Here is a 25,463-nt window from a genome sequence, read left to right on the forward strand (position 1 = left end):
CCGGTGGACATGAATTTCAAGTAAACAGGTTGTTCTACCGCTTTCCCCCATATCGCGATTTCCCGCCGCGCATACCACCCCGTCCTCCGGTGCTGCGGCCTGCTGCTTTCTTTGCGTCGCCGACCGCCTTGTCGACAGCTTGCTGCCGCGCCAATGGGTCGTCGCTGACCACGAGGTCGACGGTTTCCAGCCGTTTGACCTCGTCCCGCAGGCGGGCGGCCTCTTCGAATTCGAGGTTTTCGGCTGCCTTGCGCATGTCGTCCCGCAGCCCGTCGAGCACGGCTTGCAGGTTTGCCCCGGCCATTGGTTTGTCGACCTTGGCGGTCACCCGGTTCATGTCCACGTCGCCTTTGTACAGCCCCGCCAGGATATCCTCGACATTCTTTTTGACCGTCTGCGGCGTGATCCCGTGTTCTTCGTTATAGGCCAGTTGCTTGGCCCGCCGCCGGTTGGTTTCACCAATCGCCCGCTCCATCGAGCCGGTGATCCGGTCGGCGTACATGATCACGCGTCCTTCGGCGTTCCGGGCCGCACGTCCGACGGTTTGCACGAGGGATGTTTCCGAGCGCAGGAAGCCTTCCTTATCCGCATCGAGGATTGCCACCAGTCCGCATTCGGGGATGTCGAGCCCCTCGCGCAACAGGTTGATCCCGATCAGCACGTCAAAGGCGCCAAGCCGCAGGTCGCGCAGGATCTCGATCCGTTCGATGGTGTCGATGTCTGAGTGCATGTAGCGGACTTTGATGCCCTGTTCGTGCATGTATTCGGTGAGGTCTTCGGCCATGCGTTTGGTCAGTGTGGTGACCAGTGTGCGATAGCCGTCGGCGGCGACCTTGCGCACCTCGTCCAGCAGGTCGTCGACCTGCATCTCGACGGGCCGGATTTCAATCTCGGGGTCGATCAGACCGGTGGGCCGGATGATTTGTTCGGTGAAGACGCCGCCTGCTTGCTCCAACTCCCATGCCGCGGGCGTGGCCGAGACGAAGACGGATTGCGGGCGCATGGCGTCCCATTCCTCGAACTTCAGCGGGCGGTTATCCATGCAGGAGGGCAGGCGAAACCCGTGTTCGGCCAGCGTGAATTTGCGCCGGTAGTCGCCTTTATACATGCCGCCGATTTGCGGAACGGAGACGTGAGATTCATCCGCAAAGACAATCGCGTTGTCGGGGATGAATTCGAACAGGGTGGGGGGCGGTTCGCCCGGTGCGCGCCCTGTCAGATAGCGCGAATAGTTTTCGATGCCGTTGCAGACGCCGGTGGCCTCCAACATCTCCAGATCGAAGTTGCAGCGTTGTTCCAGCCGCTGTGCCTCCAGCAATTTCCCGTCGGCCACCAGTTGGTCGAGCCGCATCCGCAGCTCTTTCTTGATGCCGATGATGGCCTGATTCATCGTCGGGCGCGGGGTCACGTAGTGCGAGTTGGCGTAGATGCGGACCTTTTCGAATGTATCGGTCTTTTCGCCGGTGAGCGGGTCAAATTCGGTGATGTTTTCCAGCTCTTCCCCGAAGAAGGACAGTTTCCAGGCCCGGTCATCAAGGTGGGCGGGCCAGACTTCCAGACTGTCGCCACGGACCCGGAAGGTGCCCCGCTGGAAGGCCTGATCGTTGCGCTTGTATTGCTGGGCGATCAGGTCAGCCATGATCTTGCGCTGGTCGTAGTCCTGGCCTGCATGAATGTCCTGCGTCATCGCCCCATAGGTTTCGACAGAGCCAATGCCGTAGATGCAGGATACCGAGGCCACGATGATCACATCGTCCCGTTCCAGCAGCGCCCGGGTGGCCGAGTGGCGCATCCGGTCGATCTGTTCGTTGATCTGGGATTCCTTCTCGATATAGGTGTCGGACCGGGCGACATAGGCCTCGGGTTGGTAGTAGTCGTAATAGCTGACGAAATATTCGACCGCGTTTTCCGGGAAGAACCCTTTGAATTCGCCGTACAATTGGGCGGCGAGGGTCTTGTTGGGGGCAAGGATGATGGCGGGGCGCTGGGTTTCCTCGATCATCTTGGCCATGGTGAAGGTTTTGCCGGTGCCTGTGGCCCCCAGCAGAACCTGATCACGTTCGCCATCCATGATCCCCTGGCTCAGCTCGCGGATTGCGGTGGGCTGGTCGCCTGCAGGTTCAAATTCGGTGTGCAGTACAAACCGCTTGCCGCCTTCCAGCTTTTCGCGGGTTTTGACGTCGGGGGCAGGGTTGGACAGGTAGTAATGCGGATCGGATTCGGCGTGGGCCATCGGGGCGCTCCTTTGCTTGTCCCAATAGTTGTTGCGTTCCGGTCCGGGTTCAAGTGGAGATGCTGACAGCATGTGTCAGCAGGCGCCCTTTACATCATCGCAGCCGCGGACAGCGCGGTGAAGACCCGGATGTAGTCACCGGGCGATGAGCCTGCCCAATAGACCCAGATGCGCTGCGGGTTGTCCTCGTCTATCCAGACATAGTCACCCGGTTCCAGCCCCCGCAATTCGATGCTGATGTAGTCCACAGAGGTATTGGCCAGAAAATCGGTTGCAAACATCGTTTCCTGAAAGGCGGCAATCCCCAGAACAGGCGCATCAAAATCGACATAGCCGTAGTGGGTCCCGGCGAGACTGTCGAAAAATATGTAATGGCTGGCCACGACAGTGCCTTGCGGAATGACCCCGTCTTCATCGCCGATGTCCACACGCACGGGTTCGACCAGTAGGATATTCTGGTCCTCGTCAAATGCATAAAGATTGTCATCATCAAACGTATCGGCACCAACCGCAAAGGGTTCGTCCGTGTCCAGTTTGACAAATGTCCCATAGCCGTTTTGTTCGACAATCGCACCACCGGTGACCGTGGCGGATGCAGTGTTGGCGAGTGCCAGCGCAAACAGGACCACATAACGTATCATATCAAATCCTCCCCGGTCTTGGTTATGCAGGTTGCGCCGTTTGGGCCAGCATGGTGATCCGCGCTCTCGAAAACGTGAGCGGGGTTGGTTGGTTGACCTTGCCTGCGCAACTTCTAGTCTTTGCGCAACATGTAAAGGAGCTGCCTGATGTCATCCCATATTGATCCCGACAAACTGGACAGATTGGCCGAAGTCGCCGTGCGCACGGGCGTAAATCTGCAACCCGGGCAGGACCTTGTCATCACCGCCCCCATGGCGGCCCTCGATTTGGTTCGGCGCATCACGGTGCATGCCTACAAGGCGGGTGCGGGCATCGTCACGCCGTTTTTTGCAGACGACGAGATGACCTTGGCGCGTTACGAACATGGTCATGATCACAGTTTTGATCGGGCACCTGATTGGCTTTTTGAAGGTATGGGTGCGGCTTTCAAGGCAGGTGCAGCCCGGATGGCGATCAAGGGCGACGACCCGATGCTGCTGGCCGCACAGGACCCCGAGAAGATCGCGCGGTTGAGCAAGGCCACGTCCATAGCTGCAAAACCCGCCATGGACCCGATTGTCGGGTTTGAGGTGAACTGGAATATCGTTGCTTATCCGGGGCCGGGCTGGGCATCGCGGGTCTTTCCTGACTTGCCCGTCGATGAGGCACAAGGCAGGCTGATGGACATGATTTATGCGGCCTCTCGCCTTGAAGGTGACGATCCGGTTGCAAATTGGGCCAAACATACGGCCAATCTCAGGGCGCGGGTGGATTGGTTGAATGCGCAGAACTTCAGCGCGTTGAAATATACCGGGCCGGGCACCGATCTGATGCTGGGGCTGGCGGATGGGCATATCTGGAAAGGTGGGGCTTCGCCTGCACTGAACGGCGTTGTCTGTCAGCCAAATATCCCCACCGAAGAGGTTTTTACCTGCCCGCACGCCTATAAGGTTGACGGCACGGTGGCGGCGACCAAGCCGCTGGCCCATCAGGGCAGTGTGATTGAAGATATTCAGGTGCGGTTCGAGGCCGGGCGCATCGTCGAGGCGACTGCCTCCAAGGGGGCGGATGTGCTGAATGCCTTGCTCAAGACCGATGACGGGGCCAGCCGGATCGGCGAGGTGGCCTTGGTGCCGCATTCCAGCCCGATCAGCCAGTCGGGTATTCTGTTTTACAATACATTGTTTGACGAAAACGCGTCCTGCCATATCGCGCTGGGGCAATGCTATGCAGATACGATCACGGGCGGGTCAGAGTTCAGCCCGGAAGAACTGAAGCAAAAGGGCGGGAACCAGAGCATCATCCATGTGGACTGGATGATGGGCTCTGACGCGGTGGATATCGACGGGATCACCAAGACGGGCGACGTTGTACCAGTCATGCGCGGCGGGGAATGGGCGTAGGGCAAGGGGCAATGGCGGCCTTGAGCCCTCTTCGACCGATGCTGCACTACGTACGAGTGGCAGCTATCGGTGTTTAGCCGTGTTGCTGGACCAAGCGGTCTGACGTCGCGCATTTACTATGCTATCGCATCTGTCGTTCTGGAGCCCGCCACTGCCATGCAATCCCAACGATAGCAATTAGAGCGATCAACTGAATACTCATGAAAAAGACATTGTCGAGGTCGGGTTTGATGTTCATTGCCACGATCATGACCATCGTCAAAAGACCCACACCAATGTTCGCCCATCAATTTATCCCATGTGGCAACAGCAACGCGAGGACTGTCATCAAGATTGGGATCTCAATCATGATCCCCCCTATCAGCATCAACATTTCCGTGACGACGACCCCGTCAATTGTGCCGGACATCATCTGTTCCAGCATGCCAGGGCGGCCCAACTCATGAATATCGCGTGCAAAGAAATTCAGGATAATGAAGACCCAAAGGATCGACAAACGAAGACGGGAATTGCCATTTTGGTACGCCATTTCAAATCTCATTTCTTGGTGTTAAGGTCGAAAAGGAGGCAGTGGCGAAGGCTTTTGCCGACGCTTTGGCGGCCTCAGCATGGCACGTATGAAGATTTCTGCGGCCAGCAGATTGAGCACCCACGCGAAGATCATTAACCCTTCGCGCAGGGGTCCCATCGCTTCGGAACCAATAGCGATGATCCAAGCAATGCCCAAAACGGCCTGCGTCGACGCACCCTGACCGATGGCATAGGCCCGCACCATCGACGCGCTGTGTTGGAAAACGTTGCGGGATCTGATTGCGATCACAGCCCAGATGATGAGCCCGATCATTGCCGTGCCCAGAACCATCCGCACCCAATACAGCGCGGCGCCCTGAAGCGCTTCGGGAAAGCCATAATAATGCGTCATCCACAGACCTGTAAGCGCGGAAACGCACCCCGCGAACGCAATCAACCGTCCTATGACGCGATGCGCCGATGGACGTTGGCGTCGGATGCTTGGTAAGAACTGAAAAGCGCCGACCATGCAGAATAGGATGCTGCTCAGGATGTGAAGAATAATAGGGAGCGGAGCAAGCAATGCCCGAGGGTTTACTGGTGCGATCTGCGGTCCACCTGCAAGCTCAAAAACCCGTATCAACCCGCCAACGACCGGAACGAACGAATAGACAAAAATTACGCCAAGAATGACCCACTCGGATGTTCCTAGGCCCAATTTGGGAGCTTTTCTATTTGAAGAGATCATAGCGGCCGGCGCGCCCAAAAAGCAGTGCTCGCGAAGCCAGCAAATGAGCCGAGCCGAACCGGCTGGTATCCGACATCGACAAGCTGGGATGCGTGCAGCCACGCAATGCCCTCTTGTTCTGTGATCGCCCAAGTGCGCCACAAGAGTTGGACTAGTGCGCCGAACAGTGAAGGGCGCGTCACGCAAAGGAACACCATACCACCCGGTTTTAGAACACGGATCATCTCAGCAAGGGCGCGTTGCGGATCCGGCAGATGTTCAAGGACATGCGCAGCCATAACAACGTCAAAGGACTGATCGTCATAGGGCAATGACATAACATCAGCTTGCTGAAGGTGCGGGCGCAACCCAGCGTGTCGCATCACGGACTTGGCCTGCACAAGCATCTCGGTAGAGGTATCAACGGCATAGTAGTCATTCGGACCCTTCATAAGACTATCAAGAGCAATCGAAAGGCTCCCGTTCCCGACGCCGCAATCAAGGATCCGCGCCTGTGGCTCAACCTGCATAAGATCTATGACGATCTGGGATGCCAAAAGTGGCTCGCGGTACGCTGCATTCAAGTCAAAACGACGCGCGGTCCGCGCCCACTTGCCCGAAACCGCGTCGTAACGGCTGGCAAGGTCCGTTGTGGAAAGCGGACGCCTGCTGATGAGAACTTCCCAAGAGCCAAAACGACGAGACGTCATGGGGATGGCCTGTTCCATGGCGGCGGTGTGCGATGAGCTAAGGCCTTTGTTTTCTAGCTGCGTCATATCTTTTACCTGCTTAAAGTTGGTCGATAGCAGGGATATAGAATGCAGCTTATCAATACGGAATTGCGTATCTTTCTTGGTTCGGTATACGTAAATTATGGAGTGGAAACGATCAGCCTTCGACTGGAATCAAGCGCGGGCGTTTCTCGTCACCGCTGAAGAAGGGTCGCTGTCGGCAGCTGCTCGTGCGCTCGGGCTGACGCAACCAACGCTGAGCCGACAGGTCGCGGGGCTCGAAGAGGCGCTTGGTGTGACACTTTTCGAGCGCACATCGCGCGCATTGTTACTGACACAATCAGGCGTCGAATTGCTTGCACATTTTCGGATGATGGGCGAAGCAGCAAACACCATATCCCTTGCCGCAACGGGCCAATCCGAGGCAGTGACCGGACATGTATTGATATCCGCCACAAACCTGATGGCAACGCATTTTCTACCGCCCGTCCTCAAGACGCTGCGCAACACCGCTCCAGATCTTCACATTGAGATTATCGCATCAAATGAGTTGAGCGATTTGAGGCGGCGTGAAGCGGACATTGCAATCCGTCATAGTCGACCCAAAGACGAGAGCTTGTTTGCAAAGCGCCTTCGCGATACAAAGGCGCATCTTTTTGCATCAACGGAATACCTTGACGCAGTTGGTCGCCCCAAGACGCTCTCTGATCTTGAGAAGTTAACGTTTGTCGGTTTCGACCAACCGGAACAGCGACTTGGTTTGATGGCATCACGCGGCGTTAATCTGACGACCGCAAATTTTAATTTTTCGACGTCGAGTGCCACGCTCACAGTCGAACTAGTTCGGCAAGGTTTTGGGATCGGTATTCTTCCTATCGACATCGGGACGGCTTATCCAGAACTTGAAAACCCTTCTTCTGCGTTTGAGCCGATCAGTATCGAGACATGGCTGGTGGCCCACCGCGAGCTCAAGACAAATCTACGCATTCGCGTGGTTTTTGATCTTCTGGCAGAAGGCATTGGATAGAAACATCGAAGTTTCCACGCCCAGTTGACGCTGGAAAACCAAAACCGCCGCTTTTCCAAGCAACCTCTGGAATGGGCCATTGCATGGAGGTCGCAGCACAGATGAAGGGTCAATTGCGGACATTGGAGCAAGCGCAGCTAATTGACGTTTTTGTCCCGCAAAACGCCCTTCCTATCGGGTCCGTCAGTGGCCAGCGGGGCGAAGACTTTGCAATGACAGGTCAGTCAATCCATGTCGCTTCGTTTTCCGCGCTCGGAAACGCTTGCGGAAACGGGTTCCATCCCACATATAAAGCGCAACCAAGGAGACCTGCATGCGCGCACGAATCTACAAGCCAGCAAAAACAGCCATGTCGTCAGGAACGGCGAAGACACGGCATTGGGTGCTGGAACATGTGGCAGAGGCCGCGCGCGAAGTTGACCCGCTGATGGGCTGGACGTCGTCCTCTGATACGCAGGCGCAGGTCACGCTGACATTCGAAAGCAAGGAAGACGCAATCGACTATGCCCGCGAGAAGGGCATTGATTTCGTCGTGCAGGAACCCAAGCCGCGCAAGGCCAATATTCGTCCCGGCGGCTATGGTGAAAACTTTGCAACCAACAGGCGGGGCGCCTGGACCCACTAAGCGGCGCGGAGCACGTTGATGAGTTTGCGCGCCAAAACGGCGACTTTCCTGGAGACCCCCATCGTCGGGACGGTGATCATCGGCGTGATCATCTTCAACGCGATCATTCTGGGGCTGGAGACGTCCGATGCGGTGATGGCACAGGCCGGATCGCTGATCCGGATGCTTGACGCCGCCTGCCTTGCCTTTTTCGTGGCCGAGATCGTGGCAAAGCTGTTCGCCTATGGGTTGCGCTTTTTCCGCAATGGCTGGAACATCTTTGATCTGGTGATTGTTGGCATTTCACTTGTTCCCGCATCAGCAGGCATGTCGGTGCTGCGTGCGCTGCGGATCCTGCGCGTTTTGCGCCTGCTGTCGGTGGCACCCCGGCTGCGCCGCGTCGTCGAAGGGTTTGTGACCGCCCTGCCGGGCATGGGCTCTGTTTTTGTGCTGATGGCGATCATTTTCTATATCGGGGCGGTCATGGCAACGAAACTGTTTGGAGATGCGTTCCCGGAATGGTTCGGCAGCCTTGGACGGTCAGGATACACCCTGTTTCAGGTCATGACGCTGGAAAGCTGGTCGATGGGGATCGTTCGCCCGGTGATGGAGGCATTCCCTTACGCCTGGGCTTTCTTTGTCCCGTTCATCATGGTGACCACCTTTGCCGTCGTGAACCTGCTTGTCGGTTTGATCGTCAATTCGATGCAGGATGCGCATGCCGAGGAAAGCAATGCCGCGACCGATGAATACCGGTCCGAGATCATTGCCCGGCTTGAAGCCATCGAAAAAGCCGTGAAAGACCGCAAATAGCGGCCTGGGCGCTTGCGCAATGCGCGAGTTCGCTCTTGCAAAGTGACCGTCGGGCGCGTCATATCCCGGCCAAGCGGTCCCGTAGCTCAACTGGATAGAGCACCTGACTTCTAATCAGGATGTTGGGGGTTCGAGTCCTCCCGGGATCGCCATCTTCTTCCTCAAGCCATTCAAAACTGGCACATTTCTCGCGTAGCTGATATCCAAGCGTTGACTTCATTATCAGCGTGGGCAGGCGATGGGTAAGGACTATGTGGGAGCCATCGCGGCCAGTGGATTGACGATTCACGAGCCGATTGAGGTAGGTGATCCTGAGCTTTGGATACCTACACCTGACCTTGAGCACATCCTCAACGAAGCGCTTGTAGGAATTGACGGCCTAGACGTGCCAATCAGGACAAGGTCGAAGCTGGTTAAACAGCACGTTTGCCGCGCTCTGGGCTATCCGGTGCCCAAGAGTTTCACCAAGATTCAGCCGCGCTTTTATGGCCAGATGTTCGACACCTACGCCCAGAAGGCGAACAACCTCCAAATCTGGAATGAGGAGCTGTCACCATCTCGCCGGTATGTGCTTCTGCGGGTCGATGATGCGGGGGTCATAACGCGCGTGAAAGTCGTCAATGGCGAGGAACTGGCGCAGCTCGACACCACAGGGACGCTCACGCAGAAATATCAGGCGCGACTTGTTCCTGGGGATGCAGAAGCGGAGCTTATTGCACCAGCCGACACCGACCCGCTCCTGCCGCACGTCCGGGCGGGCGCGAACCTTGCCGAAAACGTCAGTCCAATTGATCACCCTGTCCACGGGCTGATGCTGCCCATTGATGAGATATTTGACCGGCTGCGCGGTGCTGTAGGCCGGTCCTTCCCCGATGCGGGCCGTGACCAAGAGCGCAACCGGGGAGCCGCGCTGCACCGCATCGTTTGCGAGCTTCTGGGTTATGCGGACTACCGCGATGATGGGCGGTTCCCAGATGTTCGGAACCAGCTCCTTGAGGTCAAGCTACAGACCTCCCCGACCATCGACCTGGGCTTAGTCCTGCCCGCCAGCGAGGAACCGCTGGACGTTCCTCAGATCAAAGGGACGCAGGTGAGGCACTGCGATGTTCGCTACGCTTTGTTCGCCGCTCTAACGGATGGGTCGGCGGTTAAGCTGACCAACTTCTACCTTACCACTGGTGCGAGCTTTTTCTCCCGCTTCCCTCAATTTGGCGGAAAGGTGCTGAACAAAAAGCTCCAAATACCTCTGCCATCAGACTTCTTCGACAGGTAGCCCGAACGCAGCCCAGACCATCTCGTCAATCTGCTTTTCCAGATCGGGCTCGGGGCCATCGGCCAGCCGCGCATAGAGGTCGCGGCAAGCCTTGACTATCTCCCGCGCACCTTGGCTAGTGGGGTCCGGCAGGGGGAACTGTTCGACATACTGAGTGATGAAGCGTCTCCGGCCAGCGTAGAGCTTGTTGTTGAATCGGCGGTCATAGAAGCGCTCGATGAAGGTGGAGTTGGCAACGCCCAAGGCGAGCCACAACCGGTCCTCGTTGCCCGTCAGCCAGTAGCAGTCCCCGTTCACCACCGTCCCCTCTAGGTCCATCCAGAAGGTCGGCTGCTCAGATATGTCCCGGAACACGAGCTTGGGGGCGGGCCAGTCTGCCGGGTTCTGCGGCACCCAAATCTCATACCACTGCCGCCCGGCCTCGATGACATAGCTCCTGCCCTCAAGGGTCGCACGGTGCTTCTCAAGGTAGGCGCGGCTAGCCGGGAACCGGGCCAATTCCACGGCCTGCTTCTTGCCGTCAACAGCGTGGTGGGGGTAAAGGACCTGCCTATTGGGCGGCTCGGGCCGGAAGCGCCGGGCAGTGTGATGCGTGGTCAGGGGGCGGTGCAACTCAAGTTCGCTGTCCCACTTCTTGGGCAGGAACACCTGGTCCGCGCAGGTCTTGATGCCGACCCTAATCTTGCCAATGTCGCGGAAGGTGCCCCAGGTATTTGCCTCAGCCGCCGCAAGCCAGCTCTCTACCCCCTCAGACGCGAGACGCCAGACTCCTGCCGAATTGCTCCCGCTGTCGAGCGTCCCATGCTGCACGAGGAACGCCCGTCCATCGGGAAGCTCGGCAACCCCCTCCTGCCCAAGGGCTGCGAGCGGGTCTGTGGCCTCGTGCGTCGGTTCCGCTTTGGACTGGTAGATTGACGCAAATGAGGGCGTGGCGGGCTTCGCCGCCTTGCCGTGCGCTATGACTACAGCGGGCAGGACTGCCGCATCAAACAGCTTGGTGTCGCCCAAATCGTAAACCTCGCGCAGCCTAGTGCCATCCATCATTCCGGCCCGTGCTGAAGCGCCGCCCTTTGTCGTCATGAAGCGGTTGGAAACGATGAAGCCTGTTGCGCCGTCCGGCGCTAGGACGGTTGCCATGCCGAGGAGGAACGCGTGGTAGAGGTCAACGCGTCCGGTCAATCCGAACTGTTGGGCCAACTGCCGGGCACGGTCTGCCCCCATGATCTGCGTCCGCACATATGGCGGGTTGGCGATTATCAGGTCATAGGGCTCTGCCGAACCGAACAGGCCCCCGGCGTGGTCATCAAGAACATGGTCAAGGAAGCTGCCGATGCGCAGATTCAAGACGGCGCTGGGGTGTTCCCGCGATATTCTTACGCGGGCCTCCTCCAAAGCGTCGGAGTCCGTTTCAAACCCGTACACCTCGACAGGCCCATCAAGGCGGTCCAGCAGGGCAAGCAGCAACTCCCCATGCCCAACAGCGGGATCAAGGACGCGAACTGGACGATTGGAAACGGGGGCCGCGTTAGCCACGATACGGTCCGCCACAAAGTCGGCAAGCGCCCGAGGGGTGTAGGTGACACCATCAGACTTGGTTTCGCCCACATCCTCGTACCGCTTGGAAAACCGAACTGCCTCCGTCATTTACTCGCCCTTGTTCTTCTATTGTTCGCAGCCATACTTATCCCCGCGCACCGTTCCCGTCTATCGCTATCCATTCAGCACAGTTTCAAAAGGGATTCTTTGCCGTTGACAGACGGATAGTGAACAGCGAACAAACAAGCATCTTGCAATAGAAGCGCCCGGCAACGGGCCACGCCACAGCCCGGCGCACGGCCCGGGGGCAAGGTCGGCGGAGGCTGGACCCCTCCTTGAACCTCAAGGCAGTGCTGCCCAAAAGGCGGCAAACTCCGAGATAGGAGGCCGAACACGTGAACCCCAGAACTCAATCGAGTGCTGGCGTCAGTGTGTGATCGGCTCTGGTCCATTCGACGATGTCAGTGCTCCAACTCAATGGAGTAAAAGTAATGACCAATAATCCAGATGCCCAGCAAGGGCACGTGATACGCGAACAGATGAACTGGCTGGCAGAAATGTCGAATGGAGGAAACTGGGGCTGTCCCGAGATTGAAGAGCTTATGTTGCACTTTGGGGCGATGGTAGCGGAACAGGCAAACACAAGTTTGGTCTCAGTCTCCGATAAACAGCGCGTTCAGATCAATGCTCTTGCTGCGATTGCGGCTTGGGCTCACCACCAATCGTTTGATGACCTAGATGGTGATACGTCCGAGTTGCAGCTAGCATTCGACTACCTGTTTCAGTGCGCAAGAGACGCGCAAAAGGCGGTCGAAGCGCGTCCGGCAAAGGATCAAACCTAAGCCACCCCGAAAACGCCCCGCCGGATCAGTCCGGCGGGGCTCTTGTTTAGTGGGTTTCGCCATGTCGGGACGCGCCACCCCGCAAGCTACTGTTTTCGGGGGTCAGTGCATCACGGGGCGCGGCAACCAGAGGTCACGGGAGAAAAGACACCAGCCCAAGGCGGTCTGCACCGCGCGGTCGTGCTGCCGGATCAGGTGTGGCGTTGCCGTGGCGGGTTCGCGGATTGCGTCCGTCCACACGTCGCGTCGGGTCCCCGGGTGGCGTCGGCACAGGAGTCCAACGAGGTCCCCGAGCGAGGCACGGGGGACGCGGTATAGGCGCGAGAAGTCCGCGACCATCTCGGGGGTGGGCCAGCCGTCTGGGCTCGCCTCCTCCGCGTGGGCCATGAGGGCGAGGTGCGCCAGTTGAAGCCGCCGGGGGAACGGCCGCCCGTAAGCCTCTGCCAGCCGGTCCGCGTCCATCTTCACGCGCCGCGACCCGGGCCGGTGTAGGTTGCGCCCAAGGCATCGCCGTGGAAAACGCAGGGGACAAAGCCGCCCGCCGCCGTGGCCGCGACCTGCGTTGTGTCGTACCCCGCGAACGGGGTGTTCAGGTTGGGCGTGAGGGCGTTGGCAGCGAGGACAGCCGCCGGGCCGTTCGGTGTGTCCACGAGGACGGCAGCAATGCCAGAGGGGTTCTTGAGGTGGGCAGCGCCCTTGGGACGGGTGACGAGGAATAGGGGCATCAGTTGGCATCCTTCTTGTTGAGAGCGAGCTTGATCCGGTCCAGCGGCTTGACCCGTCCGGTTTCGTACTCGCGGTTGCGGTTGATTGCGCGCTGGGTCGCCTGCTTAACAGCGGCGATGGCGGCTTGAACGCCGCGCGTCTACTCGCCCACCAACTTGTCGGCAAGGTCCCGCGCGCTGAACGGGCGGGACCGGGCGGGCATCCGGTCAAGGATGGCGACAATGGCCGCGCCCATGATCTTGTTGTCGGTGGCGACGGCAAGCAGCGCGGCGTTGCGCAAGTCCACGATGCCGGAGCCCTCAAGCCGTTGCTGGAAGTTGGAGCGCTCCTGCGTCCCGAGCCCGGCGCGGGCGAGGACCGTCACGGGCGAGGCCCAGAGCTGCGCCGTGGTGGCAAGGCTGTCCGCCGCCGCATTCAATTCCTTGAGGTGCGCCCAGCGAGCATCCGAGGAGTTGGTGACAACCTCCCGGCGGGCGATTGCAGCGGCCTTGTCTGCGGCGGCCTGCTGATCCTTGGACTGAAAGCCCGCGCGGTCGAGGCTCTCAGCAGCGTCCGCTGCGCGCTTGTTCACACCGGACTCAAGGGTGTCGATCAGCGTGCCGAATTTCTCGGCGCGCCGGACCGCGACCTCAGCGAGGCTGACCACCTCAGCGGTGGACAAGATGGGCTTGTCAGGGATTTCAAGGGGGAGTGATGGGGCGGGGTCTGCCATTGTCGGGCTACTCATGCCGTGGGAGGTTCCATTTCCGTCCCTTCGCCCCAATTCTACCCTGAGCTGCGTGGCGGGCAGAGCGCGATTACTTGTTGTCTTAGAGCCACCAAGCGTACTGCGGATCACCAGCCAAGCCCGGCGCGGCACGCCTTGCTTTAGCGTATGTCTCGGGCAGGTGAGCCTCCGGGTCCTCCGCCACCATAGCCACGGCATAGCCCACGACAACCGGTGGGGCGTCCGTCACGAGGGCGAGGACGGGTAGCGTCTCCCAAGTTGCTGTGATCCCTGAAAACGTCCTCGTTTCTGGCTAGAGTTTTCCGCTAGATTTCCCTTGGCTGGGAGAGGAGCGGATGACGATGAAAGCATCCAAATTCACGGACGCGCAGAAGGCGTTCATCATCAAGCAAGGCGACGAAGGCACGCCAGTTGCTGAGATTTGTCGGAAGGCTGGGATCAGCCAAGCGACGTACTTCAATTGGAACAAGAAGTACGCCGGTATGTTGCCAACGGACATGAAGAAGCTGCGTGAGCTGGAAGACGAGAACAGACGGCTGAAGAAGATCGTCGCGGATCTGGCTCTGGACAAAGAAATGCTTCAGGATGTCATCAAGCGAAAGCTCGTCGCCATTGTCGCTTGGACCAATGGCGCAACAATGACGACCCTGCTCGCAAGAGAACGCTGGTCGACGAGATCACGGCTGATTGGCGAGTATCGATCCGGAGGGGTTGCCAATGGTTGCGCCACTGGTCCGAGCAACCATTGGCGACGGTCTCATCCGGTGCGGTCCGCGGACATATCGGTACAAGTTTCCCCTCTCGGCAGATTGCGTTGCAATCGCCTACCGGGCAGCGGTGCGACGCGACGAGGCCGCGTTAGAATAGCGGATAAAGGAGATTTGTGAGACATGCGTGCGGTTTGGCTATCGGCGCGTCCATGTGCTTCTGCGTCGGGAGGGTTGGGAGATCAACGCAAAGAAAACCTATCGTGTTTACAAGGAATTGGGCATGCAGCTGCGCAACAAGACACCCAAGCGGCGTGTAAAGGCGAAGCTTCGCGAAGATCGCAAAGAGGCGGTGAATCCAAATGATGTTTGGGCGGTGGACTTCGTGCGCGACCAACTGGCCACAGGGCGCAAGATACGCATCCTGACAGTCGTCGACACGTTCTCTCGCTACGTGCCAGCGCTAGACGCACGGTTTAGCTATAAGGGCGAAGACGTCGTTGCGACTTTGGATCGTATCTGCCGCAAGACCGGCTATCCCAAGACAATTAGGGTCGATAATGGCAGCGAATTTGTCTCTCGTGACATGGATTTTTGGGCTTACCAACGGAACGTCACACTGGACGTCTCAAGGCCGGGAAAGCCGACCGACAATGCCTACATCGAAGCGTTCAACAGCAAACTCCGATCCGAATGCCTGAACGCTCATTGGTTCATGGGCCTTTAAGATACGGCCAAAAAGTTGGAGGCTTGGCGTAGAGACTACAACGAAGAAAGACCGCACAGCGCAATCGGGAACAACGTCCCAGCTGCGCTCATGAAATTGCCAGGCGCATCCAGCCCGTCTGTGTGATCAAAGGGCGGAAAACCTAACCCCAAGCGGGGACACTTTCGGTAGCACAGCAGGCCCAACGAACCGGGAGGGGATCGGGTGGGAGCGGGCAGCTTAGGGCAAAGGTAGCTCCAAACGCCTGAGAACGCTAGTGTTTAGAGCGGACGTGAGGGTTAGAAAGGGATACAGTCCACCGACTTCTAAACAGGAGGTTGAGGGTTCGAGTCCTTCCGGGATCGCCATCAATCTAACTCTGCTGTCATTGGGGCGTGACGTTTCTGAAAGCGTGTTGATTATTTCCTTTTGCATCTTGCGCAACGCCCCAGAGGGAGCCTTGGCAGCGCAATACCGGATCTAAAAGAATTCCGGTCGGGTAGGGGGGATGGTGCTGTGAGAGAGGGTTGAATTTTCGCTCAATAACAAACATCATATTGATTTTGTTGTATATATTGGCATTTTTACCCAATCAATTTGGGACGTTGGTTGGGACAAGTGTTGGGACAAAAAAATGTTGAGCGGCCCCGTCAGGGGCTGGCAGATAGGCCTTACGTGTAAAACTTCAGACTTGATCTGACGGACATCTCAGCTTGCGACGCTGAGAACGGGTTGCGCACTGTCCGATTGGTCGTGCGTTTTGATCGTCTTCTCGACAGCGATGTGTAGCGTTTCGCGGAAGGTCTGCATAGGTGTTTTGCCATAGCAGTGACGTCCCGAATGTGGCCGCTGTTCGTTGTACTTTGCCAGCCACGCATCCAGATCGGCCTGCAACTCTTCGACTGACCGATACAGTTTCTTGCGGAATGCGATGTCGTAGAACTCATCCTTGATGGTGCGATGGAACCGCTCGCAGATGCCGTTTGTTTGCGGAGAATTGGCCTTGGTTCGGGTGTGGTCCACGTCCTCGACGGCCAGATAAAGCTGGTAGGCGTGGTTCTCGACCTTGCCACAGTATTCCGTGCCCCGGTCTGTCAGGACGCGCAGCAGGCTGATCTCATGCTCTGCAAAGAACGGGATCACGCGGTCGTTCAGCAAGTCGGCCGCGGTGATTGCCGTCTTTTCAGTGTAGAGCTTGCAGATCGCCACGCGGGCATAGGTATCGACAAAGGTCTGTTGATAAATGCGTCCGACGCCCTTCATTGTGCCCACATAATAGGTGTCCTGGCTGCCCAGATAGCCAGGGTGGTGGCTCTCGATCTCGCCATGGGCTTCTTTCTTGGCCTTGGCTTTTTCCAGCGCGGCCAACTGATCCTCGGTGAGCAAGATACCCTCTTGGGCGGCACGGGCCTCCAGGGCCTTGAGGCGCTTTTTCATGGTTTCCAGATCATTACGCAGCCAGATCGACCGGACGCCCGACGATGACACCATGATGCCTTTCTGCTGCAGCTCCCACGACGCCCGTTTCTGACCCAGAGCCGGGTTGTCGATGGCCAGTTCGATGACCGCCTTCTCGACATGTTCTGGCACGCGGTTTTTCATCACCGGCTTGCGGCGGCTGAGATCCATCAGGGCTTCTTCGCCACCCTGATCGTAAAGTTCTCTGAACCGGTAAAAGCTGTCCCGCGAATAACCCATCACTTTGCAGGCCTGCGACACGCTTCCGAGCTGTTTGGCCAGTTCCAACAGCCCCAGCTTCGGCTTGATGATCTTCTCTTGAATACTTGTCATTGATCGACACTCCTTGATTGCGCTCCAGAAGAGCAGAAATGTCAGATCAAGTCGTGTGTTTTACACCTTACGCTAACTTGTCAGTTCGTCCACTCTGTCAGGCAGGTCTCCGAACCGCGATACAAGCTTTCCATCAAACGGCGCAAAGTCTCGGAACATGTTCCCCATGGCTTTGTCGCATCGGTATAAGTCGCAATCATACGCGTAGCACATCTGAAACAGGTCCATAACGTCAGAGCGTTTGAAGCCGTGGTCAGGCACCATAACGCGCCGCATATAGTGGGTAAAATGTCCCGCGCGGCCTTCCCCGAAAACCTTCTCTAGCTTTTCCGTTATGCCTTGGAAGTCCACATCTGGGAGTTCAACTTGCTTTGTGAGGCTTTTAGCTTTTCGGTTGTCCATCCCAAGACTCCGTAGGTTCTGCCGCGCCTTAAGTATCTCTTCGTTGAGTCCTCTTAAGTCAGCAACAATTCCTTGGACTTTCGCAACCGCAGCTTCAATTTGAGACGTTGGCTTACCGAAAAACTCTTCGATTATGTTTGGTTTGTCGGCGTAGTCGTAGACAATCCTGCTGTATTCCGCCGGGTCCGATAGCCACGCGCCTAGCGTTGCTTCAAACTCAGCGTCGCTGCATTGGCCTTTCATGAACCTTTCCATGATACGGTTTTGAATCAATTCGTCGCTCACTGGCATCATGCCGTAGTCCGAACGCTTTCGCCCCCATGTTGATCCGCTTCTGCGAAGGAGATCTTGCATTGACGACTTGCGGCCCAACAATCTACGCTGCGCCCGGTTCAACCCTTCTGCATTAGCAACTTCGGATTGCAGCGCGGTGTGCATTTCCTTCCCAAATGAACGCGCAGATTGAGGTTCCCCTAGATTTGTAGACGGTTTGCTTGGTAATTTTGGAAGCAAAGGACGATGCAAATGTCAGGTCAAATTCGCTACTCAGACGAGTTCAAGATCGACGCTGTGGCACAGGTCACAGAGCGCGGATATTCGGTTAAAGAGGTCGCTGAACGGCTCGGGATCAGCACCAAGTCACTGTACACTTGGATGACGCAATTCTCGAAGCCACAGAGGCAAACGGATCAAGAAGCTGAAGTCCGACGGCTCAAGAAAGAACTTGTGCGCGTGACCGAGGAGCGCGACATCTTAAAAAAAGGCGAGGCTTGTCCGCCATTGGTCCGAGGACAATGCCGAGCGCGTACTTCGCCAGGGATGCAAAGTGAGGTACGCGTTTATCGACGCGCATCGCAAGCTGCATCCTGTCCGTGTTCTTTGCAAAATGCTGAGCGTTCATCCCAGTGGTTTCTATGCATGGGTTAAGGAACCGTTAAGCCAGCGTGCGCAGGAAGATCGGCGTCAGACCAAGCTGGTGAAGAAGGCTTGGAAGGACAGTGGCAAGGTTTATGGCTATCGCAAAATCTGCGACGACCTGATCGACATGGGTGAGACCGTCTCAGAGAACCGCGTCGCGCGTCTGGCGCGGATTGCAGGCATTCAGGCGCAGATCGGGTATAAGAAGAAGCCCGGCGTTTATGGCGGCAAACCTTCGGTTGTGGTGGACAACACACTGGATCGACAGTTCGCTGTCGATGTCCCGGATCGCGCTTGGGTAATGGATATCACGTATTTGCGGACACACGAGGGCTTCGCATATCTCTGTATTGTCATCGATCTGTTCTCGCGGCGGGTCGCTGGCTGGGCGGTCCGGTCGCGACAGACATCAGAACGCGCTGTGCAGGCTTTGCTCATGAAGCGGGAGAAGGTCAGACGGCGGAAATATCGGACGCGCGAAGAAGCAAGGCGCGACGTCTTTGAGTACATCGAGTTGTTCTACAACCCAAAACCCAAGCACACGAACAACGGCATGCTGTCACCCGTTGACTATGAGAACAGACAGCGCAAACTGGAAAAAGCAGGTGTCTAGGAAACTAGGGGCATCTCAGAAGCCTGACGGCGGCGAGCAACAAGGCCATCGAAGCCCATATCTGTAAAACACACGACTTGATCTGACATTTCTGCTCTTCTGGAGCGCAATCAAGGAGTGTCGATCAATGACAAGTATTCAAGAGAAGATCATCAAGCCGAAGCTGGGGCTGTTGGAACTGGCCAAACAGCTCGGAAGCGTGTCGCAGGCCTGCAAAGTGATGGGTTATTCGCGGGACAGCTTTTACCGGTTCAGAGAACTTTACGATCAGGGTGGCGAAGAAGCCCTGATGGATCTCAGCCGCCGCAAGCCGGTGATGAAAAACCGCGTGCCAGAACATGTCGAGAAGGCGGTCATCGAACTGGCCATCGACAACCCGGCTCTGGGTCAGAAACGGGCGTCGTGGGAGCTGCAGCAGAAAGGCATCATGGTGTCATCGTCGGGCGTCCGGTCGATCTGGCTGCGTAATGATCTGGAAACCATGAAAAAGCGCCTCAAGGCCCTGGAGGCCCGTGCCGCCCAAGAGGGTATCTTGCTCACCGAGGATCAGTTGGCCGCGCTGGAAAAAGCCAAGGCCAAGAAAGAAGCCCATGGCGAGATCGAGAGCCACCACCCTGGCTATCTGGGCAGCCAGGACACCTATTATGTGGGCACAATGAAGGGCGTCGGACGCATTTATCAACAGACCTTTGTCGATACCTATGCCCGCGTGGCGATCTGCAAGCTCTACACTGAAAAGACGGCAATCACCGCGGCCGACTTGCTGAACGACCGCGTGATCCCGTTCTTTGCAGAGCATGAGATCAGCCTGCTGCGCGTCCTGACAGACCGGGGCACGGAATACTGTGGCAAGGTCGAGAACCACGCCTACCAGCTTTATCTGGCCGTCGAGGACGTGGACCACACCCGAACCAAGGCCAATTCTCCGCAAACAAACGGCATCTGCGAGCGGTTCCATCGCACCATCAAGGATGAGTTCTACGACATCGCATTCCGCAAGAAACTGTATCGGTCAGTCGAAGAGTTGCAGGCCGATCTGGATGCGTGGCTGGCAAAGTACAACGAACAGCGGCCACATTCGGGACGTCACTGCTATGGCAAAACACCTATGCAGACCTTCCGCGAAACGCTACACATCGCTGTCGAGAAGACGATCAAAACGCACGACCAATCGGACAGTGCGCAACCCGTTCTCAGCGTCGCAAGCTGAGATGTCCGTCAGATCAAGTCTGAAGTTTTACACCATATCTATCAATATCGTCGGTGCCGGTATCGTTCGAAAACTGTGCTTGTTCTTTATCTTTTGATCCTCTTGCTCATCAGTAATTCGCATCGTCAACCCATCTCTCCAATCTGAGACGTCATTAACATGCAACTGACCAATCTCTTCTCGTCTTGCCCCGGTGTAGGCCGCGATAGCAGGTAACCAATAGTCGATTGTATCTCGGTCAAAAGTAGTCTTGCAGTATTGCAGAACCTGAGTGACCTGCGACGGTGAAAATGGTTTTTTGTTGTCTTTAGCCGCGACGGAATGTTTCACCTTGATCTTGGAAACGGTGTAACCTGCAAACGGGTCGGCTTCTATTTCTCCCAGTTTATCCAGCGCATACTTTGTGAGACCTTTCATATGGTCAATTCGGCTCTGACGTGTCTTGTCGCCCATCGTCTCCAAGCCCGCTTCGCGGGCGAACTCGATGGTGGGAGGTCCATGACCTCTTTCTTGCGTGTTATTGGTAGCCCTTTAAGCCCATCCGCGAATGAAGATAGATGTTTACGTGTCAGGTCAGCGAGGGGTACGTCCCCGTGCCATTCGATCCAGCGTCGAACGGTATAGCGAAGCTTCATAAGGTTTTCGCGTCCATATCCACGATCACTTGCCATCTTTTCGGCGAGGTCGCGGATGCCCGTCACGCCTTCGTCTAGCCATTCAGGCGCTTCATTTACGGGTTCATTCAGCTTTGCGGCAACCCGCTTAAGGTTACGCAGTTCGGCGGTTATAGTGGATTGAAATGCTAAGTTTGACGCTGCCTCAGCCTTGATTTGAATTTCACGCATAACATCCGGTTCTAACTCTTCGTCTGGCGCAAATGTTCGAGCTTCTGACGCTCCGTCAGCGCTTAATGACATTTGCTGTGTCCAGTGTTCAGTCCCGGCGGCGAAGGCAGCTTGCTCGCGAAGGCTGTCTATCATTGCAGCAACTTTTTCAGCGCTGCCAAGCGTATCAACGACGGCAGCGTCCGCTGGGTCTAAAAGGCGTTTCAGTCGGGCTTGGTCAGCTTTCCGCTGCGCTTCTTTGACCTGAATGTTGAAGGTGACCCGCTGGGCAATCACTTGGCGCTATGCCTCTTTGGGGTCGCTGCTCTTGGTTGTCCCCTCAAACATCGTCTTGCCTCCATATAGGGGACGAATGGGGGCGGGTATTGGGATATTTAGGTGGTAAGTTTTGCCACGCTGCTTTGTGTAGGCGACTTTTGGTAACTGCATTGCGGTTTTGTCCCAACTTTTGTCCTAGTGATATTAGGACAAAATCTAGGACAAAGACGAGAGAAAGGCCTTTAATTGCTGGGGTATCGTTAAAATAAGGGTTTTGGATGGTGCTGTGAGAGAGGATTGAACTCTCGACCTCACCCTTACCAAGGGTGTGCTCTGCCACTGAGCTACCACAGCATCCGTGGACCGGGGAATTAGACTCAAATACCGTTTGGCGCAAGCCCTCACTGGACGGTTTTTGTGCCGCTTGTTAACAGGGACCACATGGAGAGTGGATCAACCGACAAGCAGGGCAAAAAACCTGCGCAGACGCGTGAAGCGCGCTTGAAGGCTGCGTTGAAGGCCAATATGGCCAAACGCAAGGCACAGGCACGCGCACGCGCGACTGACGACCCCAAAAAACAGAAAGAGTAGGCAGGCATGGATTCCATCGTGGTAAAAGGCGGCACGCCGCTGCATGGCACAGTTCAGATTGCGGGGGCAAAGAATGCGGCCCTTGCATTGATGCCTGCAACCTTGTTGTCGGAAGAGCCCCTGACCCTGACCAATGCCCCCAGACTGTCGGATATCAAGACGATGACCGCCTTGCTGCAGTCGCTGGGTGTCGAAGTGACCTCGATGCAGGATGGCAAGGTGCAGGTCCTGTCCTCGCATGCGATGACCTCGACCACGGCGGATTATGAAATCGTGCGCAAGATGCGCGCCTCGAACCTGGTGCTTGGTCCGCTGCTGGCCCGTCATCACAAGGCGACCGTGTCATTGCCGGGCGGTTGCGCCATCGGTGCCCGCCCGATGGATATCCATGTGACCGCGCTGGAAGCCATGGGGGCCGAGATCGCACTAAAAGACGGCTATCTGCATGCGGTCGCCAAGGGTGGGCTGAAAGGCGCGAAAGTGCCGCTGCGTTTCGCGTCGGTTGGTGCAACTGAAAATGTCCTGATGGCCGCAACGCTGGCCAAGGGGACAACTGTCATTGAAAATGCGGCGCGCGAGCCCGAGATCGTCGATCTGGCCCAATGTTTGCGCCGTATGGGCGCGCAGATTGACGGGGAAGGGACCGCGACGATCACAATCGACGGTGTTGACCGGTTGGGTGCCGCCACGCACCCCGTCGTGACCGACCGGATTGAGTTGGGCACCTATATGCTGGCGCCCGTCTTTGCCGGGGGCGAGATCGAATGCCTTGGCGGTCGGTTGGATCTGGTTGGTTCATTTGTCGAAAAGCTGGATGCGGCGGGGGTTGAAGTGACCCAGACCGCTGATGGTCTGAAGGTCAAGCGCCGCACGGACCGGGCCAAAGCCGTCAATGTCACCACAGAGGTCTTCCCCGGTTTCCCGACCGACTTGCAGGCGCAGATGATGGCGATGCTCTGCACCGCCGATGGGACATCGGTGCTGGAAGAAAAGATTTTTGAAAACAGGTTCATGCATGCACCCGAACTGGTTCGGATGGGCGCGGATATCGAGGTTCAGGGCGGCACTGCGACGGTCACCGGGGTGGCCCGTCTGAAGGGCGCACCGGTGATGGCGACTGATCTGCGCGCCTCGGTCTCGTTGATCCTGGCCGGGCTGGCCGCAGAAGGTGAAACGGTTGTGAGCCGTGTCTATCACCTTGATCGGGGTTATGAACATGTCGAAGAAAAGCTGGGCGCCCTGGGCGCAAAAATTGAACGCGTGACGCAATGAGCCAAGACGCCACATTCGAAGATGGGGGGGAAAAGCCCCTGCGCCTGAAGGCCCTTGATGCCGAAGACCTGTCAGTCATTGCGGCGCTGACCCAGGATGCGGTTTTTCCGGCGGGTGAAATGACATGGGATCGGCGCCAGCGCCGCTTTGCGCTGTTGCTGAACCGGTTTCGCTGGGAGGACGCGTCGCGGGCCACGGCCCGGGCACGCCAGTTTGAGCGGGTGCAATCGGTTCTGGCATTTGAGGATGTTCTGGCAGTGCAAAGCCAGGGCGTCGACAAGTCGGACCCGGACGTTGTGTTTTCGCTTTTGTCGATTGCCTTTGAACCGGGCGATCAGGGTGCCGGCCGCATCACATTGACGCTGGCTGGGGACGGTGTGATTGCCCTGTCTGTCGAGGCGCTTGAGGTCGTTTTGCGCGATGTCACGCGCCCTTATATCGCGCCATCGGGCAAGGCGCCTGCCCATCCGGAGTGATCCAGCGGCGCGGCGTGCCGCCGCACGACATGATTGTTGGCGGCTCTCGCGGCGGTGTGCCGGATTGATGCCCCTTTCGATGCCCGTTATGTGGTCATTTGAAGGAGCTTCACATGCCGCAATTTCTGTCTACAACCGACGCCGATTTTGACACGCGCTTTACCGCTTTGTTGTCCTCAAAGCGCGAGGATAGTCCGGATGTGGATCATGTGGTTGCTGACATTATCGCAGATGTCCGCGCACGTGGCGACGCGGCGGTTCTTGCGCTGACCGCCAAGTTTGACCGGCTGGACCTGACCCCGGCCACAATGCGTTTCACCGAGGCCGAGATCGACGCCGAATGCGCAAAGGTTGCCCCTGCTGATATGGCCGCCCTGCAACTGGCTGCGGATCGTATCCGTGCCTATCACAGCCGGCAAATGCCCACGGATGCGCTATGGACGGATGAAGCGGGTGCCACGCTGGGATGGCGGTGGACGCCGGTTTCGGCGGCCGGGCTATACGTGCCGGGTGGGCTTGCGTCCTACCCGTCGTCCGTATTGATGAATGCGATCCCGGCAAAGGTCGCAGGCGTTGGTCGGCTGGCCGTTGTGGTGCCGACCCCTGACGGGGTGACCAACCCGCTGGTCTTGATGGCCGCCCGGATCGCCGGCGTGGATGAGGTTTATCGGATCGGCGGCGCGCAGGCGATTGCCGCACTGGCCTATGGCACCGAAACCATAGCACCCGTCGACAAGATCACCGGCCCCGGAAATGCCTTTGTGGCGGCAGCAAAGCGCAGGGTGTTCGGCAAGGTGGGCATTGATATGATTGCGGGCCCCTCCGAAATTCTGGTCATTGCGGACCGCGACAATGATCCCGACTGGATCGCGCTGGACCTGCTCAGCCAGGCCGAACATGACGAAAGCGCCCAGTCGATCCTGATCACGGATGATGCGGCCTTCGGCAATGCGGTCGCCGCCGCCGTTGATGCACGGCTCCAGACGCTGGAACGGCGTGCCATTGCGGCGGCCAGCTGGCAGGCTTTTGGGGCGATCATCGTGGTGCAGGATATGGCCGAGGCTGTTGCCCTGTCGGACCGGATCGCGCCAGAGCACCTGGAAATCTGCACCGCTGATGCGGATGCGCTGGCACAAAAGGTCACCCATGCCGGTGCGATCTTTATCGGGGGTTGGACACCCGAGGCGATTGGTGACTACATTGGTGGTCCGAACCATGTGCTGCCGACCGCCCGGTCAGCCCGGTTTTCAAGTGGATTGTCAGTGATGGATTTTGTGAAACGCACAACATTGTCCCGCATGAGCCCGGAAGCGCTTGCCGCGATTGGCCCAAGTGCCGAAAGGCTGGCCAATTCCGAAAGCCTGCAGGCGCATGGCCTGTCGGTGCGCGCCCGGCTTGACCGGCTGAACAGGGGCGGCACATGAGCAAGATCATCCATATCGAGATTGATGACCGCAATCTGCCCCCGCCAACCCCTGAGATTGATCAGGAACGCAAAGTCGCGATGTTCGACCTTCTGGAAGATAACAGCTTTGCCATTCCGGTGCGTGAAGACCGGGATGTTCCCCCGGGACCTTATCAGCTGCATTTGTCAATTCGCGAAAGGCGGCTGGTCTTTGCGCTGAAACAGGAAGATGACAGCCCGGCGGGCGAGTTTCATCTGTCGCTTGGTCCGTTCCGGCAAGTGGTCAAGGATTACTTCCAGATCTGCGAAAGCTATTTCGACGCGGTCAAGACGCTTCCGCCCAGCCAAATCGAGACCATTGATATGGCGCGCCGGGGTATCCACAATGAGGGGGCGCGGGTCCTGCAAGAGCGGCTGGAGGGGAAAGCGGATGTCGATATTGATACCGCCCGCCGCCTGTTTACCCTGATCTGCGTCCTGCATTTCGGGGGCTGAC

At 57.6% G+C, this 25,463-nt stretch carries 24 protein-coding genes, 2 tRNA genes and 2 pseudogenes; 14 read left to right on the forward strand and 14 right to left on the reverse strand.

What is annotated here, in order from left to right; genetic code table 11:
- Window positions 1–34 precede the first annotated feature (34 nt).
- On the reverse strand, window positions 35–2,233 hold the full coding sequence (gene uvrB, locus AABB31_RS20585) for an excinuclease ABC subunit UvrB (protein WP_373635259.1): 2,199 nt from the start codon (window positions 2,231–2,233) through the stop codon (window positions 35–37).
- Between the two features lie 89 nt (window positions 2,234–2,322).
- Window positions 2,323–2,874, reverse strand: coding sequence for a hypothetical protein (locus AABB31_RS20590; protein WP_342076368.1), 552 nt, complete (start codon window positions 2,872–2,874; stop codon window positions 2,323–2,325).
- 147 nt (window positions 2,875–3,021) lie between these two features.
- On the opposite strand from AABB31_RS20590, the gene AABB31_RS20595 reads away from it, so the two are divergent.
- The gene (locus AABB31_RS20595; RefSeq protein WP_342076367.1) at window positions 3,022–4,257 is read left to right on the forward strand and encodes an aminopeptidase; all 1,236 of its coding nucleotides are present in this window, start codon (window positions 3,022–3,024) and stop codon (window positions 4,255–4,257) included.
- Window positions 4,258–4,543: 286 nt separating this feature from the next.
- Here AABB31_RS20595 and AABB31_RS20600 read toward each other — a convergent pair whose 3' ends face one another.
- Genes AABB31_RS20600 through AABB31_RS20610 form a run of 3 tightly spaced genes read right to left on the reverse strand, consistent with a single transcriptional unit; the run spans window position 4,544 to window position 6,270 of the window.
- The gene (locus AABB31_RS20600) at window positions 4,544–4,786 is read right to left on the reverse strand and encodes a DUF6326 family protein (protein WP_373635260.1); all 243 of its coding nucleotides are present in this window, start codon (window positions 4,784–4,786) and stop codon (window positions 4,544–4,546) included.
- A 21-nt stretch (window positions 4,787–4,807) separates the two neighbouring features.
- A complete protein-coding gene (locus AABB31_RS20605) occupies window positions 4,808–5,515 on the reverse strand; it encodes a DUF2306 domain-containing protein (RefSeq protein WP_342076365.1) in 708 nt (235 codons plus the stop codon).
- A complete protein-coding gene (locus tag AABB31_RS20610) occupies window positions 5,512–6,270 on the reverse strand; it encodes a class I SAM-dependent methyltransferase (protein WP_342076364.1) in 759 nt (252 codons plus the stop codon). Before AABB31_RS20610 ends, AABB31_RS20605 begins: the two co-directional genes overlap by 4 nt.
- A gap of 97 nt (window positions 6,271–6,367) precedes the next feature.
- Here AABB31_RS20610 and AABB31_RS20615 point away from each other — a divergent pair, with 97 nt between their 5' ends.
- The 5 genes from AABB31_RS20615 to AABB31_RS20635 all read left to right on the forward strand — a co-directional run bounded on the left by AABB31_RS20615 (window position 6,368) and on the right by AABB31_RS20635 (window position 9,942).
- The gene (locus AABB31_RS20615) at window positions 6,368–7,252 is read left to right on the forward strand and encodes a LysR family transcriptional regulator (RefSeq protein ID WP_342076363.1); all 885 of its coding nucleotides are present in this window, start codon (window positions 6,368–6,370) and stop codon (window positions 7,250–7,252) included.
- 313 nt (window positions 7,253–7,565) lie between these two features.
- Window positions 7,566–7,877 carry an ETC complex I subunit gene (locus AABB31_RS20620; protein WP_342076362.1) on the forward strand — a complete coding sequence of 104 codons (312 nt, stop codon included), beginning with the start codon at window positions 7,566–7,568 and terminating at the stop codon, window positions 7,875–7,877.
- An 18-nt stretch (window positions 7,878–7,895) separates the two neighbouring features.
- Window positions 7,896–8,669 carry an ion transporter gene (locus AABB31_RS20625; RefSeq protein WP_342076361.1) on the forward strand — a complete coding sequence of 258 codons (774 nt, stop codon included), beginning with the start codon at window positions 7,896–7,898 and terminating at the stop codon, window positions 8,667–8,669.
- Window positions 8,670–8,744: 75 nt separating this feature from the next.
- Window positions 8,745–8,821 (forward strand) — tRNA-Arg (locus AABB31_RS20630).
- Between the two features lie 86 nt (window positions 8,822–8,907).
- Entirely contained in the window at window positions 8,908–9,942 is a 1,035-nt protein-coding gene (locus AABB31_RS20635; RefSeq protein ID WP_342076360.1) for a hypothetical protein, read from the forward strand.
- Here AABB31_RS20635 and AABB31_RS20640 read toward each other — a convergent pair.
- Window positions 9,922–11,586 carry an Eco57I restriction-modification methylase domain-containing protein gene (locus AABB31_RS20640; RefSeq protein ID WP_342076359.1) on the reverse strand — a complete coding sequence of 555 codons (1,665 nt, stop codon included), beginning with the start codon at window positions 11,584–11,586 and terminating at the stop codon, window positions 9,922–9,924. The two genes, AABB31_RS20635 and AABB31_RS20640, sit on opposite strands and share 21 nt — an antisense overlap.
- 383 nt (window positions 11,587–11,969) lie before the next feature.
- Between AABB31_RS20640 and AABB31_RS20645 the strand changes: the two genes are divergently transcribed.
- Entirely contained in the window at window positions 11,970–12,320 is a 351-nt protein-coding gene (locus tag AABB31_RS20645; RefSeq protein WP_342076358.1) for a hypothetical protein, read from the forward strand.
- A 464-nt stretch (window positions 12,321–12,784) separates the two neighbouring features.
- On the opposite strand, the gene AABB31_RS20650 is transcribed toward AABB31_RS20645, so the two are convergent.
- A complete protein-coding gene (locus AABB31_RS20650) occupies window positions 12,785–13,045 on the reverse strand; it encodes a hypothetical protein (RefSeq protein WP_342076357.1) in 261 nt (86 codons plus the stop codon).
- A gap of 140 nt (window positions 13,046–13,185) precedes the next feature.
- Window positions 13,186–13,773: a hypothetical protein gene (locus AABB31_RS20655; protein WP_342076356.1), complete on the reverse strand. Its 588-nt coding sequence runs from the start codon at window positions 13,771–13,773 to the stop codon at window positions 13,186–13,188.
- Window positions 13,774–14,114: 341 nt separating this feature from the next.
- Between AABB31_RS20655 and AABB31_RS20660 the strand changes: the two are divergent.
- Window positions 14,115–15,333, forward strand: a pseudogene (locus tag AABB31_RS20660) (IS3 family transposase).
- Window positions 15,334–15,571: 238 nt separating this feature from the next.
- Here the strand turns inward: AABB31_RS20660 and AABB31_RS20665 are convergent.
- From AABB31_RS20665 to AABB31_RS20675, 3 genes are all read right to left on the reverse strand, one after another.
- Window positions 15,572–15,778: a hypothetical protein gene (locus tag AABB31_RS20665; RefSeq protein ID WP_342076355.1), complete on the reverse strand. Its 207-nt coding sequence runs from the start codon at window positions 15,776–15,778 to the stop codon at window positions 15,572–15,574.
- Window positions 15,779–15,894: 116 nt separating this feature from the next.
- The gene (locus AABB31_RS20670; RefSeq protein ID WP_342074941.1) at window positions 15,895–16,977 is read right to left on the reverse strand and encodes an IS481 family transposase; all 1,083 of its coding nucleotides are present in this window, start codon (window positions 16,975–16,977) and stop codon (window positions 15,895–15,897) included.
- 72 nt (window positions 16,978–17,049) lie between these two features.
- Complete coding sequence (locus tag AABB31_RS20675) at window positions 17,050–17,817, reverse strand: hypothetical protein (protein WP_342076354.1); 768 nt, start codon at window positions 17,815–17,817, stop codon at window positions 17,050–17,052.
- An 87-nt stretch (window positions 17,818–17,904) separates the two neighbouring features.
- Here AABB31_RS20675 and AABB31_RS20680 point away from each other — a divergent pair.
- A pseudogene (locus AABB31_RS20680) lies at window positions 17,905–18,910 on the forward strand (IS3 family transposase).
- 127 nt (window positions 18,911–19,037) lie between these two features.
- A complete protein-coding gene (locus AABB31_RS20685) occupies window positions 19,038–20,120 on the forward strand; it encodes an IS481 family transposase (protein ID WP_342074941.1) in 1,083 nt (360 codons plus the stop codon).
- Between the two features lie 27 nt (window positions 20,121–20,147).
- Here the strand turns inward: AABB31_RS20685 and AABB31_RS20690 are convergent, their stop codons facing one another.
- The 3 genes from AABB31_RS20690 to AABB31_RS20700 form a co-directional block, all read right to left on the reverse strand.
- Window positions 20,148–20,537 (reverse strand): hypothetical protein, encoded by a 390-nt coding sequence (locus AABB31_RS20690; protein ID WP_342076353.1) that lies wholly within the window; start codon window positions 20,535–20,537, stop codon window positions 20,148–20,150.
- On the reverse strand, window positions 20,534–21,241 hold the full coding sequence (locus tag AABB31_RS20695) for a hypothetical protein (RefSeq protein ID WP_342076352.1): 708 nt from the start codon (window positions 21,239–21,241) through the stop codon (window positions 20,534–20,536). The genes AABB31_RS20690 and AABB31_RS20695 overlap by 4 nt, the downstream gene beginning before the upstream one ends.
- A gap of 261 nt (window positions 21,242–21,502) precedes the next feature.
- Window positions 21,503–21,577 (reverse strand) — tRNA-Thr (locus tag AABB31_RS20700).
- A 243-nt stretch (window positions 21,578–21,820) separates the two neighbouring features.
- Here AABB31_RS20700 and murA point away from each other — a divergent pair.
- From murA to AABB31_RS20720, 4 genes are all read left to right on the forward strand, one after another.
- Window positions 21,821–23,086, forward strand: coding sequence for a UDP-N-acetylglucosamine 1-carboxyvinyltransferase (gene murA, locus AABB31_RS20705; protein ID WP_342076351.1), 1,266 nt, complete (start codon window positions 21,821–21,823; stop codon window positions 23,084–23,086).
- The gene (locus AABB31_RS20710; RefSeq protein ID WP_373635261.1) at window positions 23,083–23,562 is read left to right on the forward strand and encodes a DUF2948 family protein; all 480 of its coding nucleotides are present in this window, start codon (window positions 23,083–23,085) and stop codon (window positions 23,560–23,562) included. The genes murA and AABB31_RS20710 overlap by 4 nt, the downstream gene beginning before the upstream one ends.
- Window positions 23,563–23,675: 113 nt before the next feature.
- The gene (gene hisD / locus AABB31_RS20715; protein WP_342076350.1) at window positions 23,676–24,986 is read left to right on the forward strand and encodes a histidinol dehydrogenase; all 1,311 of its coding nucleotides are present in this window, start codon (window positions 23,676–23,678) and stop codon (window positions 24,984–24,986) included.
- A complete protein-coding gene (locus AABB31_RS20720) occupies window positions 24,983–25,462 on the forward strand; it encodes a UPF0262 family protein (protein ID WP_342076349.1) in 480 nt (159 codons plus the stop codon). Before hisD ends, AABB31_RS20720 begins: the two co-directional genes overlap by 4 nt.
- The last annotated feature ends 1 nt before the right edge of the window (window position 25,463 follow it).

It is taken from the genome of Yoonia sp. SS1-5, from assembly GCF_038443705.2.
Classification (GTDB): domain Bacteria; phylum Pseudomonadota; class Alphaproteobacteria; order Rhodobacterales; family Rhodobacteraceae; genus Yoonia; species Yoonia rhodophyticola.